14 protein-coding genes are annotated in these 15,614 nt (G+C 56.4%); all 14 read left to right on the top strand.

Going from position 1 to position 15,614, the window contains the following annotated elements; genetic code table 11:
- The first annotated feature begins 55 nt into the window (after positions 1-55).
- Positions 56-724: a hypothetical protein gene (locus ACHZB8_RS11520; protein WP_316860470.1), complete on the top strand. Its 669-nt coding sequence runs from the start codon at positions 56-58 to the stop codon at positions 722-724.
- Positions 687-2,303 carry a DNA polymerase Y family protein gene (locus ACHZB8_RS11515; RefSeq protein WP_316860468.1) on the top strand — a complete coding sequence of 539 codons (1,617 nt, stop codon included), beginning with the start codon at positions 687-689 and terminating at the stop codon, positions 2,301-2,303. Before ACHZB8_RS11520 ends, ACHZB8_RS11515 begins: the two co-directional genes overlap by 38 nt.
- Positions 2,300-5,953 (top strand): error-prone DNA polymerase, encoded by a 3,654-nt coding sequence (locus ACHZB8_RS11510; protein WP_316860467.1) that lies wholly within the window; start codon positions 2,300-2,302, stop codon positions 5,951-5,953. The genes ACHZB8_RS11515 and ACHZB8_RS11510 overlap by 4 nt, the downstream gene beginning before the upstream one ends.
- Before the next feature lie 301 nt (positions 5,954-6,254).
- A complete protein-coding gene (locus tag ACHZB8_RS11505) occupies positions 6,255-7,331 on the top strand; it encodes a substrate-binding domain-containing protein (protein WP_316860465.1) in 1,077 nt (358 codons plus the stop codon).
- Between the two features lie 33 nt (positions 7,332-7,364).
- The gene (locus ACHZB8_RS11500) at positions 7,365-8,729 is read left to right on the top strand and encodes an extracellular solute-binding protein (protein ID WP_316860463.1); all 1,365 of its coding nucleotides are present in this window, start codon (positions 7,365-7,367) and stop codon (positions 8,727-8,729) included.
- A 72-nt stretch (positions 8,730-8,801) separates the two neighbouring features.
- Positions 8,802-9,599 carry a hypothetical protein gene (locus tag ACHZB8_RS11495; RefSeq protein ID WP_316860460.1) on the top strand — a complete coding sequence of 266 codons (798 nt, stop codon included), beginning with the start codon at positions 8,802-8,804 and terminating at the stop codon, positions 9,597-9,599.
- A complete protein-coding gene (locus ACHZB8_RS11490) occupies positions 9,493-10,092 on the top strand; it encodes a sugar ABC transporter permease (protein ID WP_316860459.1) in 600 nt (199 codons plus the stop codon). The genes ACHZB8_RS11495 and ACHZB8_RS11490 overlap by 107 nt, the downstream gene beginning before the upstream one ends.
- Positions 10,089-11,288, top strand: coding sequence for a carbohydrate ABC transporter permease (locus tag ACHZB8_RS11485; RefSeq protein WP_316860458.1), 1,200 nt, complete (start codon positions 10,089-10,091; stop codon positions 11,286-11,288). The genes ACHZB8_RS11490 and ACHZB8_RS11485 overlap by 4 nt, the downstream gene beginning before the upstream one ends.
- 4 nt (positions 11,289-11,292) lie before the next feature.
- Positions 11,293-11,529, top strand: a complete 237-nt coding sequence (locus tag ACHZB8_RS11480) for a hypothetical protein (RefSeq protein WP_316860456.1) — start codon at positions 11,293-11,295, stop codon at positions 11,527-11,529.
- On the top strand, positions 11,498-11,806 hold the full coding sequence (locus ACHZB8_RS11475) for a hypothetical protein (RefSeq protein WP_394706182.1): 309 nt from the start codon (positions 11,498-11,500) through the stop codon (positions 11,804-11,806). Before ACHZB8_RS11480 ends, ACHZB8_RS11475 begins: the two co-directional genes overlap by 32 nt.
- Positions 11,712-12,260: a hypothetical protein gene (locus ACHZB8_RS11470; RefSeq protein ID WP_316860454.1), complete on the top strand. Its 549-nt coding sequence runs from the start codon at positions 11,712-11,714 to the stop codon at positions 12,258-12,260. Before ACHZB8_RS11475 ends, ACHZB8_RS11470 begins: the two co-directional genes overlap by 95 nt.
- The gene (locus ACHZB8_RS11465) at positions 12,257-12,574 is read left to right on the top strand and encodes a hypothetical protein (protein WP_316860452.1); all 318 of its coding nucleotides are present in this window, start codon (positions 12,257-12,259) and stop codon (positions 12,572-12,574) included. The genes ACHZB8_RS11470 and ACHZB8_RS11465 overlap by 4 nt, the downstream gene beginning before the upstream one ends.
- Positions 12,562-13,617, top strand: a complete 1,056-nt coding sequence (locus tag ACHZB8_RS11460) for a sn-glycerol-3-phosphate ABC transporter ATP-binding protein UgpC (RefSeq protein WP_316860450.1) — start codon at positions 12,562-12,564, stop codon at positions 13,615-13,617. Before ACHZB8_RS11465 ends, ACHZB8_RS11460 begins: the two co-directional genes overlap by 13 nt.
- Positions 13,618-13,805: 188 nt before the next feature.
- Positions 13,806-15,581 carry an SLC13 family permease gene (locus ACHZB8_RS11455; RefSeq protein ID WP_316860449.1) on the top strand — a complete coding sequence of 592 codons (1,776 nt, stop codon included), beginning with the start codon at positions 13,806-13,808 and terminating at the stop codon, positions 15,579-15,581.
- Positions 15,582-15,614: the final 33 nt, after the last annotated feature.

Here is a 15,614-nt window from a genome sequence, read left to right as displayed (position 1 = left end):
ACAAAAAGAGGATGACATGATATGTTCTCTTTATGTTCTTTTTTTGAGGTGAGTCATGAATGATCCTTTTGCCAGTGCTTTTCCCTTGCGTGCAGGCCGGGCCCATGAAGTAACGGGGCAGGGCGCTACGGCTTTTGCCGCTATTGTCTGTGGTCTTGGCACGAAGGCTGACCAACGGCCTTCCTTGTGGCTGGTGGAGGATTGGCGGGCGGATCTGATCAATCCTGTCGGGCTGGCTTGCTTTTGCGATCCGAGCCGTCTGCTTCTCGTGCGTGTGCCGGATCAGAAATCCATGCTGGCATGTGCTGAGGAGGCTTTGCGCTCTGGAGCGGTTTCCTGTGTGGTGACCGAGTTGCCGCGGGCTTTGTCCTTTACCGCTGGGCGGCGCTTGCAATTGGCAGCAGAGGAAGGCAAGTCAACCGGGATCCTGATGATTGGCGAGGGAATGGGCAACAACGCAGCGGAAAGCCGCTGGCATTGTGCTCCGCTTTTTTCACCGCATCTGCATCAGATCAAGACGGTTTCCTCCTTATCCCATTCTTCAGACTCGACTCTTCAGCGTTGGCAGCTTATAAAGAACAAATCAGGAACATTGGGGTGTTGGGATATTATTTGGGATGCAGAGACGCGTCGTGTCATTGTGGTTTCCGAGGTTGGCGAGCGACCGTATTCTGCGGCGCAGGGCCGTGGTCGCGCCCTTTGCTCTCACGTTGCAGCAGAGTAATGCCGAGCGGATCTATTGTCTGAATGCAATGGCCGAGGAACAGGGCGTGCAAAGGGGGATGGGGCTTGCCGATGCCCGCGCTCTTTGTCCCGATCTGCAAACCATGCCAGCCAATCAGGAGGCCGATAATCAGTTTCTGCATTTGCTGGCGCGTTGGGCCGGGCGCTTCTGTCCCTGGGTGGGGCTTGAGGGGCCGGACGGGCTTGTTCTGGATGTGACCGGTTCGACGCATCTGTTCGGGGGGGAACAGGCTTTGCTTGAAACGCTCGATGAGCGTCTTGGGCGGGCGGGCCTTTCGGCGCAACTGGCTTTGGCCGATACGAGGGGGGCAGCCTGGGCGCTCGCCCATTATGGTGCCTGGCAACCCGGCTCTGTTTCTCCTGCGGAAAACAAGGGCGGAGGGGTTGCGCAAGGGGGGCGTGATCTTTCTTCGCAATTGGCGCCAAGGGGCAAGAGCCTTGAGGTCCTTGGTGCGCTGCCGGTTGCCGCTTTGCGGCTCGATGAGAAAATTTGTACGGGACTGCTGCGGCTGGGTGTTCGGACCATCGAAGCGCTTTATGCCCTGCCGCGCGCAACCCTGACCCGGCGCTTCGGGCTTGAGCCCCTGATGCGTCTCGATCAGGCGTTGGGTCATCGGGAGGAAGCCATTTCGCCCTTGTCCGAGGCACCTCATTATGGTGTCAGGATGAGCCTGCCCGATCCGATCGGACTTGCAGACGATGTCATGGCGGTCACGGGCAAGCTACTGGATCGGCTGTGCGACAAGCTGGATCGTGAGGGATGTGGAGCGCGGATTTTGCAATTGACCATGCGGCGGCTTGATCAGGCAGCCAGTCAGGTGGAATTGCGACTTGCGCGCCCGATGCGCGAGGCCTGTCGCATCCTGCCTCTGTTCGAGCGTGGCGTGGGCGAGGTGGATGCCGGATTCGGGATCGATATGGTGCGGCTGGAAGCCGTGGCTGTTGAACCCATGGTTGACGAACAAATGACCAGCATTGTGCTCGGGGGGGCAACTGGCAGCAAGGAGCGTGGGGGGCCTCTTGCTGCCGGGATGTCCGAGAGTCGCAGTCTTGATGATTTGATCACGCGGCTTGGTAGCCGTATCGGGCTCGAGAATGTCTTTCGCTTTATCCCCGCCGACAGTCATATCCCTGAGCGCAGTTTTTCGCTTCAGCCTGCGGCATGGAGTGCGCCAGTGGGGCTGTGGCCCGGAGCTGGGGGAACTGAGGGCTCTGAAGTTTCCCGGGGTTCTGAAAATGTAGGCATGGGACCGCCGCGTCCGGTGCGGCTGTTCCCGCCCGAGGCCATCGTCCTGCCCCTGTCCTGCGAGCTGGATATGGACCGCCGGGAGCCGCCGGAACATTTTCGCTGGCGGCGGATGCAGTTGAGTGTGGCACGGGCGCGCGGGCCAGAACGCATTGCGCCGGAATGGTGGTGGGAAGATCCGCTCTGGCGTTCCGGTATTCGAGATTATTGGTGGGTGGAAACCCGGCAGGGCTGGCGGCTGTGGTTGTTTCACACGCCGCAAAACCGGCTTGCACATCTGTCCAGCTGGTTTGTGCAAGGTGAGTTTGCATGAGCCGGAATGACAAGGAGCGCGATGAGGGAACAAGAGGGGCCAGTGATGGAGGTACGGAGGGTGTCGCTTCTGATGCCGGTTCTGATGCCGGTTCTGATGTTAGTCCCGATGTCGGCCTTGATGCCTGTCATGGGACCTGTGGTGATGGTGGTGGCGCTGTGCACAATGGCTCTCTTCCCGGCAGCGATCCAATGGCCGCATCCAATCCGCCCGCCAGGCCCGTAACGCCACCTGAAAATGGGTCGTTGCCGGGTGCGACCTTGCCCGGACAGTTGGAGGCGATGCGCCCCAAAGCCTATTCAGAGTTATGTGTGACCTCCAATTTTACCTTTTTGACCGGGGCTTCGCATCCGGAAGAATTGGTCATCCGGGCGGCCGAGCTGGAACTGGATGCGATTGCAATCACGGATCGTAATTCGCTGGCCGGCGTTGTGCGTGCCTACTCCGCACTCAAGGAGTTGAAGCGCCAGATCGAGGAACAGACCGACAAGCAATTGGCCGCCATCAGGCGGCGGTCCAGCCAGCGGGTCGATCCTTCCAGCCGTCAGGCGCTGGAACCGGAAGGTAGCGGTGAGCTGTCTCTGTCCAGGATGGGGAAGTTGCCGCACCTGATTATCGGCGCACGCCTTGTCCTGCAAGACAGTTCTCTTGACTGGGTGGCTTTGCCAACGGACCGGGAAGCCTATAAGCGGCTCACCCGTCTTCTGACGCTTGGCAAGCGTCGGGCGGAGAAGGGGGATTGTCGTCTGAATTTTGCCGACATGCAGGATGCCTGCTCCGGGATGATGCTGATCGCCCTGCCGCAAGCGGGACTGTCTCATGGGGATGTGGATGGTCAAATCAGGCGGATGGTGCAGCATTTTCCCGGCTGTGTCTTTCTGGGGGCGGCTCCTGCCTATAACGGCTCTGACCAGCGCTATTTCGATGCCTGCTCAAGGCTTGCCTACAGGCTGGCCGCGCCGATGGTGGCTGTCGGGGATGTGCTGATGCATCATGGCCGGCGGCGTCAACTGGCCGATGTCCTCACTTGCATGCGCGAGCATATTGCGATTGACGAGATCGGCTCCAGGGCCTTGCCCAATGCGGAGCGACGCCTCAAGGGTGCGTCTGACATGATGCGGCTTTACAGGCGTCATCCGGCTGCGATCCAGAGAGCCAACGAGATCGCCAGACGCTGCATCTTTCGGCTTGATGAATTGTCCTACGATTATCCTGATGAAATGGCCGGTGCGGAAAGCCCGCAGCAACGACTTGTCCGGCTGACCGATGAGGGCTTGAAACGGCGTTATCCGCAAGGCGTGCCGGAGCATTCCAGAGCGCTTGCGGACAAGGAACTGGCGCTTGTCGGAAAGCTCGGCTTTGCGGCCTATTTTTTGACCGTGCATGATATCGTTGCCTTTGCCCGGTCTCGCAAGATCCTGTGTCAGGGGCGGGGGTCGGCGGCCAATTCCATCCTTTGTTTCGCCCTGGGCATCACCGATGTGGCACCCGAAACCATCACCATGGTGTTCGAACGCTTTGTTTCGGAACATCGTGGCGAGCCGCCTGATATCGATGTCGATTTCGAGCATGAGCGGCGCGAAGAGGTGATCCAGCATATCTATGGGAGATATGGCCGACACAGGGCGGGCCTGTGTGCCACGGTCATTCATTTCCGTACCCGCTCGGCCATTCGTGAGGTGGGCAAGGTGATGGGGCTTTCCCAGGATGTGACGGCGGCTCTGTCGGGCCAGATCTGGGGATGGTCCAATGATGGTGTGGATGTGGGGCGCATGCGTGAATTGGGACTTGAGCCGGAAGATCGGCGGCTCATGCAATGCCTGCGCCTGATTGGCGACATTGTCGGTTTTCCCCGGCATCTGTCGCAGCATGTGGGCGGCTTCATCATCACCAAGGGGCGGCTTGATGAATTGTGCCCGATCGAGAATGCGGCGATGGAAGATCGCACCATCATCGAGTGGGACAAGGATGATATTGATGCGCTCAATATCCTCAAGGTGGATATTCTCAGCCTTGGCATGCTGACCTGTATTCGCAAGAGTTTCGATCTCTTGAAGATGCATGAGGGTTTGCATTACAGCATTGGAGCGGTGCCGCAGGAGGACAAGGCGACCTATGACATGCTGTGCGTGGCCGATGCCGTGGGGGTGTTTCAGGTCGAGAGTCGGGCGCAGATGAATTTTCTGCCGCGTATGCGGCCCCGGACCTTTTATGATCTGGTGATTGAGGTGGCGATTGTGCGGCCCGGTCCCATTCAGGGGGGGATGGTGCATCCCTATATCAACCGGCGACAGGGGCGCGAGAAGGTGAATTTTCCGTCCAAGGCTCTTGCGGATGTGCTGGGCAAGACGCTCGGGGTGCCCTTGTTTCAGGAACAGGCCATGCAGATCGCCGTGGTGGCAGCCGGTTTCAGTCCCGAGGAGGCGGACCGGCTGAGGCGCTCTCTTGCCACCTTCCGGCGGATGGGAACCATCCATACCTTCAAGGATCGGTTTCTGGCCGGGATGCTGGAGCGGGGCTATGACAGAGACTTCGCCGAGCGTTGCTTTACCCAGATCGAGGGCTTTGGTGAATATGGTTTTCCTGAAAGCCATGCAGCGGCCTTTGCCATGCTGGCCTATGTGTCGGCCTGGCTCAAATGCCATCATCCGGCTGTCTTTGCCTGTGCCTTGCTCAACTCTCAGCCGATGGGTTTTTATGCCCCGGCGCAGATCGTGCGTGATGCGCGAGAGCATGGGATCGAGATCCGGCCAATCTGTGTCAATCACAGCGAATGGGACACTTGTCTGGAACGGCGTATGGATGGTGCGCTGGCGATACGGCTCGGGTTTCGGCAGATCAAGGGTTTTTCCCCGGAAGATGCAAACTGGATTGTGGCTGCGCGTGGCAATGGGTATCCGGACCCGGAAAGCGTATGGCAGCGGGCAGGGCTTTCTCCTTCTGCGATGGAACGGCTGGCAGAAGCGGATGCCTTTGTCGGCATGGAACTGGGGCGGCGTGAGGCCTTGTGGCAGGTGAAGGCTCTTGCGGGATTGAAACCCTTGCCCCTGTTTAGTGATCCGATTGACGGGGAATGTGTAACCGAGCCGAAAGTGTCTCTTCCGGCCATGCATCTGGGCGAAGAGGTGGTGGAGGATTATGTCTCCATGCGCCTGTCTTTGCGGGCACATCCGATGGAATTGTTGCGTCCCACCCTTGCTGACCTTGCCACCAATGCGGAATTGCTGGGGTGCGAGCAGAAGAAGGTGAGCGTTTGCGGGCTGGTCATCACGCGCCAGAGGCCTGGTACCGCCTCCGGGGTGATCTTTGTGACGCTGGAGGATGAAACCGGGGTCGCCAATGTCGTGGTCTGGCCGAAAATCTACAAGACCTTTCGCAAGGCGGTGATTGCCGGGCGGTTGCTACGGGTGCATGGCACCTTGCAGAAAGAGGGCATCGTGGTGCATCTGATCGCTGAACGGGTTGAAGATCTTTCCCATCATCTGGCCGAGCTTGGCCATCCTCTGGATGACGCGGTCGGGATTGCCAATCCGCAGGCTGACGAGGCTCCGAGAGCCCGGCCTGTCAAGTCTCTGCCCCGTTCTGTTGCCCGCGCACGGCACCCGCGTGAGCAGGCCAAGAAGCTGTTCCCAAGTCGGGATTTTCACTAGGCGATTTGAAAATATCGGGGCTCAATCCCCGCTTTTTCCCCAGATTGCAGAAAGTTTTTTTTCGAGGTTTTTGTGTGTGCAAATTGAAGCGCGCGGCAGATTTAAAGAATTGGGCTAGCCATCTGAGCTTGCACACGGAATCCCGATTGCGCGGCCGCGATGTCAGAAACATTTTCGTGAAACCGATTTCGGTTGTTTAGTTTCAATGAGATGGGACTTTTGGAAGATTCTCCAAAAGATTAAAGTTCAGCCGGTTGCCGAAACCGGTTTCGTAACTCAGACTCTGGCTCGGGAGGATGCCGTGCAAAAGTCTGATCACATCGATCGCGCGGGGCGTCAAGGCAAGAAGACACGCGTAACCATCAAGGATGTTGCCCTCAGTCTGGGCATGTCGAAGAGCACCGTTTCTCGGGCGCTCAACGGGTACAGTGATATTGCCGAAAGTACGCGCCTTAAAGTCAAGCGAACTGCTCATGTCATGGGATACAAGCCCATGGTGCAGGCCCAGGCTATCAGGACCGGGCTGGTGCGTTCGCTCGGCATGGTGCTCAATGCGGACAGTCATGACGGCCACCGGCCATTTCTGGCGGATTTCATCGATGGCATTTCACGGCGTGCCAGTGAGGATAACTGGACGCTGACGGTCAGTACGGCACCTCATGCACTTGGTGTGCTCAGCACTATCGAGCGGCTCAGCAACGAGCATTCGGTTGACGGGTTCATTCTGCCACGGACCCGGATCGAGGATCCTCGCGTGCGCTATCTGGTCAAGGCCAATGTTCCTTTCATCATGTTCGGGCGGACCGGGGATGATCGGGACTGCGGCTGGTATGACATCAATGCCGAATTGGCCATGGAAAAGGCAGTGCTGCGTTTGGCTGGCATGGGACACAAGCGGATCGGCTTCATCAACGGGCTTACCCGCTACATGTATGCCAAGGTTCGTCTGGAGGGCTATCGGACCGGGCTCGAGAAGGCAGGCCTTGCCTATGACGACAGGCTTGTTCAGATCGATGCTGTGACACGCAAGGATGGCGAACGGGCTGGCGGGGTGCTGCTCGATTTGTCCCGGCGTCCTACCGCGATCGTCTGCGCGGTCGATCTTGCGGCACTTGGCCTCTATAAGGCCGCCGCTGCACGCTACCTGACCATCGGCAGCGATCTGTCGATTATTTCTTACGACGGAATCGCCGAGGGGGAGTATGCCTCTCCGCCACTCACCAGCTTTTCCGTTGACAACAGGAAGGCGGGGGAATGCCTCGCCGACCTTCTTATCAAGCGCATCCGTGGCGCTGCGCCTGAAACCCTTCGCCAACTGGGCGAGGCAGATTTGATCGTCCGGGCCTCCGATGGCCCGCCGATCATTCACTCCGAATAATGTTCACATTGTTGCAATTTGGGAGGTTTGACAATGACTTTATCTGCAACCAGCAGACGACTGACCGGCCTTTTGGTTGGAACCGCGATGGCTCTTGGATGTTCCATGGTCGCGGCGTCTGCCGACTCTATCCGCTTCTGGACGACTGAAGAACAGACCCCTCGTCTGGCTCGTCAGCAGGCCATGGCCAAGGACTTCGAAGCCAAAACCGGTATTTCCGTCGAAGTGATCCCGGTCACCGAGAAAGATCTTGGCACACGTGCAACCGCTGCCTTTGCCGCGGGCGATCTGCCTGATGTCATCTATCATCCGCTGCAATATGCTCTGCCTTGGGTGGAAGCTGGCATTCTTGACAGCGATGCAGCAACCGAGGCTATCGACGCTCTGGGCAAGGACACCTATGCATCCGGTGCGTTGGGAATGGCTGCTGTCAAGGATGGCTTTGCATCTGTCCCTGTCGATGGCTGGACCCAGATGATCGTCTATCGCAAGGATCTTTTCGACGCCAAGGGGCTCAAGGCTCCATCTACCTATGCCAATGTGGTTGAAGCCATCAAGGCTCTGCATAATCCGCCGGAAATGTACGGATTTGTTGCCGCGACGAAGGTTGATGAAAACTTCATGAGTCAGGTTCTGGAACATGTGTTCCTTGCCAATGGCGTGTCTCCTGTCGACGCCAACGGGTTCAAACCGCTTGACGCCAAGAAAACCAAGGAAGTTCTTGAATTCTACAAGGAAGTCGTCAAGGCCTCTCCTCCGGGCGAGCTTTACTGGAAACAGTCTCGTGAGCTCTACTTTGCCGGTAAAGCTGCCATGATCATCTGGTCGCCGTTTATTCTGGACGAACTGGCTGGTCTGCGTGACAGTGCTCCTCCGACCATCAATGATGATCCGACCAGCCCGGAACTTGCTTCCAAAACCGGTATCGTGACCAATTTTGCAGGTCCTTCCAATCCTGAAGGTGCTGCATGGGCAGACATCCGCTATTTCGGTATCACCTCCGATGCGGACATCGAAGCAGCTGAAAAATTCGTCGAATTCTCGATGAATGAAGGCTACACCCAGACGCTTGCCATTGCACCTGAAGGCAAATTCCCGGTTCGTCGTGGGGATAAGGCTGAACCAAGCAAATTCATCGATGCATGGGCAAAACTGCCCGTTGGTGTTGATCGCAAGAAACCTCTTGCTGATCTTTATCCATCAGAAATGATCGGTGAAATTGTTGCCGGGCTTGATGTTGCACAGCGTTGGGGCGTCAAGGAAAGTCAGCTGGCTCTGGCTTCCAAAATGATCAACTCGCAAGTGTTCAACCAAATCGTTCGCAAATATACCGATGGTACCATCTCCGGTGACGATGCGGTTGCTGCTCTTAATGAAGAGCTGGCGAAAATCAAATAAGCCAATAGCTTAACTATGGTTTGCGGCGGACGGCGTTGGTGTCGCCCGCCGCGACAAAAGGAGCCTTTTGTCATGTCAGTCACTGACTATCCGACATCTTCAGCAAGATCTGGCGCGCCTTCGGAGCCGAGTGTGCCGCCTGCTGCGGGTCCTTTGGCCAAGCGTGAGGCGAGGCTTGCATGGGGACTTTTAACGCCAACCCTGCTCAGTGTGGCGCTGGTGATTGTTCTGCCTCTGATTGCCATCTTCTGGATCAGTGCCAAGCCGATCAATCTGGGCGACTTGCGCCTGACCCAACCCAATGTCTATGAGCGGATGCGCGGCAAGGTCCAGTCCGCAGGCGACAAGGTGGTGATCGACTATCGCCTGACGAATTCCTCGCGGGAGAAGTCGATTGCCAATGTCACCATGCAGGACAGTTGGCCTGCGGGCCTCAAGCCGGTGGCGCTGGATCCGCGCTGTGAAATCGCCGAGGGCAGGCTTTTCTGCCAGTTGGGCGACTGGGAGGCCGGATATCGAGATAATCTGCGGATTGAAGTCATTGCTGAGGAAAGCTTTGTTGGCGCTGATGTGAATATCCGCGACACCGAGCCGGAGATGAAGGGGGAGGCTTCTTCAGATCTGTTCAATCTCACCTTCACATGGGACAATTTCCGGTCTGTTTTCGATAGCGGCGAGTTTCTCGAAGTGCTCTGGGTGAACCCTTTTCTATACCATCGTCGGCACGATCGGGGCGCTTGTGGTCGGCATGCTGGCGGCCTTGATGCTCAACAAGAGTTTTACCGGTCAGGGTATCTTGCGCGGATTGTTTCTGTTTCCCTATGTGGCACCTGTGATTGCGGTCGCCTTTACCTGGGTGACCCTGCTTGATCCCTTCTCGGGATCGTTCAATGCCCTTTTGGTGCAGATGGGTTTGATCGATACACCAATCAATTTCTTCGGGCAGCGTCCTCTGGCTCTGTTCACTGTGACAACCTTTGAAATCTGGCGCTATTTCCCGCTTTCTTTCCTGTTCATTCTGGCGCGCATGCAGTCAATCGATCACGATATGTATGAGGCGGCGGATATGGATGGGGCTTCACCGTTCCAGAAATTCTATTATCTGTCATTGCCGCAACTGATGGGCATCCTGTCGGTGCTGTTCCTGTTGCGCTTTATCTGGACCTTCAACAAGTTTGACGACATCTTCCTGATGACGGGCGGCAATGCGGGGACGCGCACGCTGACAGTGAATGTGTATGAGCAGGCCTTTGCGATCTCCAATATCGGGGCAGGGGCAGCCGTTGCCGTGGTGATCTTTGCCTGTCTGCTGGCCTTCTCCTTCTTCTTCTTCAAGTTTCTTTCACGGGAGGAAGGGCTATGAAACAGGGTTATCTGCTTTCCGCCATTGTCGGCCTTTTATGGAGCCTCACCATCATTGTGTGCCTGACCATTGTCATGGCCTTCTCCACCGGCTTGCCGGTGCGGCCGGTCTGGCTGGTCTCCATCCTTCAGGGGGTGGTTGTCGGGCTGGTGGCGCTTTATGTCTCCAATCGATGGCTGGGACTCCTGGTCTCTCTGTTGCTGGTGCTTGGTATCAGCCTTGGGGAACCGTTTGGCATTCGCCTCGGCGATGCCATGCCTGCGCAACTGGTCGGGCTCGTCATTCTGGTCCTTGCGCTTTATTTCCCGCTGCGCATCATGGTGCACGGGCTGCCCTTTGGCCGATTGACACGGCATCAGTTCGAAGAGGGCATCGTGCGGTTTCTGACCGGCTTTGGCTATGTCTTCTTTACCGCGATCGTCATCGTGCCTTTCTATGTGATGCTGATGACCTCGGTGAAGGGGCAACAGGCATTGCTGCTCAATCCGCTGGATTTCTCCATCGAATGGGACAAGGGGTGGGGGCTGTTCCGCTCCTATCAGGAACTGTTCATGGATCATAATTTCGGACGTTATCTGACCATCTCCTTCCTGGTCTCCGTTGCCACGGTGTTTGTCACGCTGCTGTTCAGCGTGCCCGGTGCCTATGCGGTGGCACGGCTGCGCTTCAAGGGGCAGGCGGTGATGTCACGTTCGATCCTGCTGATCTATATGGTGCCGATGATCGTGCTGGCGCTGCCCATCTATGTGGGCTTTTCCATGTTCGGCTTGCGCAACTCGCTATTCGGGCTGTTGCTGATCTATCCGGTTACCACCATTCCGGTGGCGCTCTATATGTTGCAGGGATATTTCCGCGGGTTGCCCGGCGAGATCGAGGAAGCGGGGTTGATGGACGGCCTCTCGCGGCTCGGGGTGATCTGGAAGATTACCTTGCCCCTGTCGCTGCCGGCTCTGGCATCGGTTTCCCTTTATGTCTTCATGATCGCGTGGAATGAATTCCTGCTTGCCTTCATGTTGCTTGACGACCCTGACAAATTCACGCTGACACGTGGCGTGACAATGCTCAATTCTTCTGAAGTGCCAAGGCAACATCTGATGGCAGGCGCGGTGATTGCGACAGTTCCAATCCTCGCCTTGTTCCTCGGCCTTGAACGCTTCATGACCAAAGGCCTGACAGCGGGCTCAGTGAAAGGATAAGGCTATGACAACACGACCGCTAACAGAACAGGCTGAAGCCATTCTTCGCCAGAATGATCGCGGGGGATACACTGTTCCAACCGAAGGTCTTTATCCCTATCAATGGAACTGGGATAGTGCATTCTCGGCGTTCGGATTTTCCGAATTCGACCTTGAAAGGGCATGGCAGGAGCTCGGGACATTGTTTTCGGGCCAGTGGGGCCAACGGCATGGTACCGCACATCCTGTTCCACGAGCATGATGAGGGATATTTCCCGGGGCCAGAAGTGTGGGGAACAAACGCTGTTTCGGGTAATGCTCTGTCCTCTTCCGGCATATCCCAGCCGCCGGTCGCGGCCACCTTCGCCCGGCATCTTTTCGAAAAGGATCCCGCTCTTGGCAAGGCGAAAATGGGGGACCTGTTCGAGAAACTGATGCATTGGCATGATTGGTATATCCGGTGTCGCGGGGAAAGTGGTGCCATTTGTGTCACGCATCCATGGGAATCCGGGACGCGACAATGCCGCAGACTGGGATGACGCCATGGCCAATATCGATGTCTCGGGGGTCGGCGAGTACAAGCGGCGCGATACATCCCATGTGGACGCCTCAATGCGGCCAACCAAACGGGACTATGATGTCTATCTGGCAATTCTCTATTTTGCCCGCAATGCTGGTTGGGATGAACATCGCATTCTGGAGCATGGGCCGTTTCGTGTGGCCGATCCAACGCTCACCTTCACCTTGCTCAGAGCCAACAGGGATCTGAAATGGATGGGGGAACAGATTGGTTGGGATGTATCAAAAATCGATGAGTGGATTCATGAACAGGAGAAGGACTGTCCTTCCTCTGGAACGAGGAAATCGGCAGCTATGATGCCAAGGATCTCAGGACGGCAAATTTGCTGGCAACATAACATCCGCCGCCTTCTTGTGCTGGTATGCAGGGGTTGGGGACGAGAGATTGTTGCCGCATCTGGATCGGTTCCTTGACGCTGTTTCCCTACAGTGTCGCAAGTCTTGATCCGACCAGTCCGAAATATGATGCCAAGCGCTATTGGCGCGGGCCGGTCTGGGTGGTCATCAACACCCTGATCGGAATGGGACTCAAGGAAGCAGGCTACAAGGCGCAAGCGGAACGGATCCGCAGCGATAGTGCGCGCCTTATCGAGAAAGGTGGCTTTGCTGAATATTTCGATCCGGAAGACGGCTCGCCCGCCGGTGGTGGCAGCTTCAGCTGGACGGGCCGCTTGTTGGCTCGGTTGGGTTTCAAAAGAATTGGGGGAGAGCTGAGATGGGGTCCATAGAGCTTCAGGCAGTTGAAAAATGGTTTGGCGATCTTCAGGTCATCAAGGGCGTCGATCTGGCCATCGAAGAAGGCGAGTTCATCATTTTTGTCGGTCCGTCTGGGTGTGGCAAGTCGACACTGCTACGGACCATCGCGGGGCTTGAGGAATGCTCGCGCGGCAAGATCCTGATCGAAGGCAAGGATGTGACGGCGATACCGCCAGCTTCTCGCGGCCTTGCCATGGTGTTCCAGTCCTATGCCCTTTATCCGCATATGAATGTCAGGGACAATATGGGATTTGGATTGAAGACAGCGGGCAAGCCTAAGTCTGAAATCGAAGAAAAGGTCAATGAAGCGGCTCGCGCGCTCAAGCTCGAATCTTATCTTGATCGCAAACCCAAGGAATTGTCCGGTGGACAGAGGCAAAGGGTGGCAATCGGGCGTTCGATCGTGCGCAATCCTACGGCCTTCATGTTCGATGAGCCCTTGTCGAACCTTGATGCCGCCTTGCGTGTCGAAATGCGTTATGAGCTTGCCAAGCTTCATCGCGATCTCAAGACGACGATGATTTATGTGACGCACGATCAGGTGGAGGCGATGACGCTTGCGGACAGGATTGTGGTGCTGAAAGACGGGATCATCGAGCAGGTGGGCTCTCCGCGCGAGCTATATGAGCAGCCGGGCAACCTGTTTGTTGCCCAGTTCATTGGTTCGCCGAAGATGAATATCCTGCCTTGCCATAGTGAAGGCGACCGCTATGTTCTTGATGGTGGCAGAGGGGGCGCACAAACCCAGATCGGGGAGGCCCGTCATCTCGGTGTCAGGCCTGAAGCGATTGGGGTTGGCGCATCCGGTGAAGGGCAATGTGATGGTGTTGTTGACATCGTCGAATATCTGGGGGCCGATATGCATCTGCTGGTCGACTGTGGCTCTCTGGGTGCCGTGGGTATACGGCTGGAGGGTGATGCGAAGATGGAGCCGGGTGACAAGGTCGGCTTGATCTTCAACCCTGACAAGCTGCATTTCTTTGATGCAGATGGCATTGCCTTGCCACGGGGCTAAGCTTTTTTTCCGGGCGATTCTCTTGTTGATCGTCCACAGACATGAGATCGCAGTGAGCACTTTCCACTTGCCAACGGCATGGGGAGAGTGCTCCTTTTTTTAGGGTAGGCAAGCTTTTTGTTGGTTTTCAGTTGTTTCGGAATGCGGGTTTCGACGAGCTGAACCTCGAAATTGCAAGGAAATTTTCGATGACCTTGGACCAGGCTATCGTTCTGCTGCTTCTCCTCTTCGTTTTTATCGGATTTTTCAGGGAACTCTATCCTCCGGAAGTGATCGCGCTTGCAGGATCTGCGGTGCTGCTTGCAATCGGGATAATCGATACCAAGAGTTTTCTCGCGGTGTTCAGTTCCAGTGCGCCGATCACGATTGCCATGATGTTCATCATTTCCGCCGCTCTTGAGCGGACGGGGTTGCTGTCCTTGTTGGGGGAAATGCTCAAGCGTCAGGCACAGGGGTCTTTGTTGCGGGCGCTGCTGTTTATGATGATCGGTTCCATTCTGGTTTCGGCCTTCATGAACAATACCCCTGTTGTTATCCTGCTCACCCCTGTGATGATCTCCGTGGCGGGAAGTGTCGGGGTCTCTCCCTCGCGCCTGCTGATGCCGCTTTCCTTTGCTGCGATCTTCGGTGGCACGCTGACGCTTGTGGGGACATCCACCAATATTCTGATGAGCGGCGTCGCCAAACAGGCAGGGCAACCGGATATTTCCATGTTCGACATGACTTTGCCAGGCCTTGTCTTTGCGACGGTTGGCATGATCTATATGGTTTTTGTCGGGCGCTTCCTCATCCCTGATCGGACAACATTGGCCGGCCTTCTGGGGGGAGCGGCCAAGCGGCGTTTTATGGCTCGGCTGCTGATACCTGCCCGGTCGCGCTATATTGGCAAGAAGCTTTCTGATCTGCCCTTCAACAAGGCCCATACGGCTGTTGTCGATGTGATCCGGGGAGAGGTTTCTATCCGCAATGAGTTGAACTCCCTTGAATTGAAGGCTGGTGACCGGGTGGTGCTGAGAACAGATACCGGCGAGATTCTGGGGCTCAGAGACGATGGCGAGGTTGAGTTTCTTGATTTGTCCGGGCACGATCTCGAACCTGTCGCCGCAGGCCACAGCTTGCAGCTCGAGGCGAGCGTTGGGCCGAATTCCTCACTTCGTGGAAAACCGATCAAGTCGCTTCATCTTCGCGAAAAATACGGCGTCTATCTGATGGCGGTGCATCACCAGAATACCAATGTCTCTGAGAAAGGCGACGGATTGCGGTTGCAGTTTGCCGATACCTTGTTGCTGGAGGGGTCTCCGAAAGCCATTCAGCGATTGGTCGAAGAAGAGGGGATCATCAATCTGATGGCTCCGACCATGAAGGCTATTCGCAGGGACAAGGCACCGCTGGCGCTTGTGACAATCCTTGCGGTGATGATCCTTGCGGCGCTTGATGTGATGCCGATTGCGGGTCTTTCGGTCATTGGAGCGGTGTTTGTCATGGTCACGCGCTGCGTTGACCCCGAAGATGCCTTCGATGCCATCGACTGGCGTATCCTGTTTCTGATTTTCGGGATGCTTGGGGTGAGCATGGGGCTTGAAACGACCGGGGCGGCAAAGCTCATTATCGAGACCGTGGTTGGTCTTGTGGGAGATACCAGTCCTCTGGTTATCCTTGCGATTGTCTATGTCCTGACTTCGACCCTTACCGAGATGATCAGCAACAATGCCGTCGCGGTCCTGATTGGGCCGATTGTCATCGGGCTTGCTGTTCAGCTCGGACTTGATCCCAAGCCTTTCATCATGGCGGTCATGTTTGCGGCTTCAGCGAGTTTTGCTACTCCGATTGGCTATCAGACAAACACCTTCGTTTACAGCGCTGGTGGTTACAAATTCCGTGATTTTCTTCTCGTCGGATTACCACTCAATATTCTGTTTGCCGCTCTTGCGGTTCTCATTCTTCCCTATTTTTACCCGTTCTAGGGGGAGCCAGAATACAAAAAAGAAAAAAGCGGC

It is taken from the genome of uncultured Cohaesibacter sp. (assembly GCF_963556055.3).
Taxonomy (GTDB): Bacteria; Pseudomonadota; Alphaproteobacteria; order Rhizobiales; family Cohaesibacteraceae; genus Cohaesibacter.
Note: the sequence above shows the minus strand (reverse complement) of the source record. Positions and strands in the feature narration are given on the sequence as shown.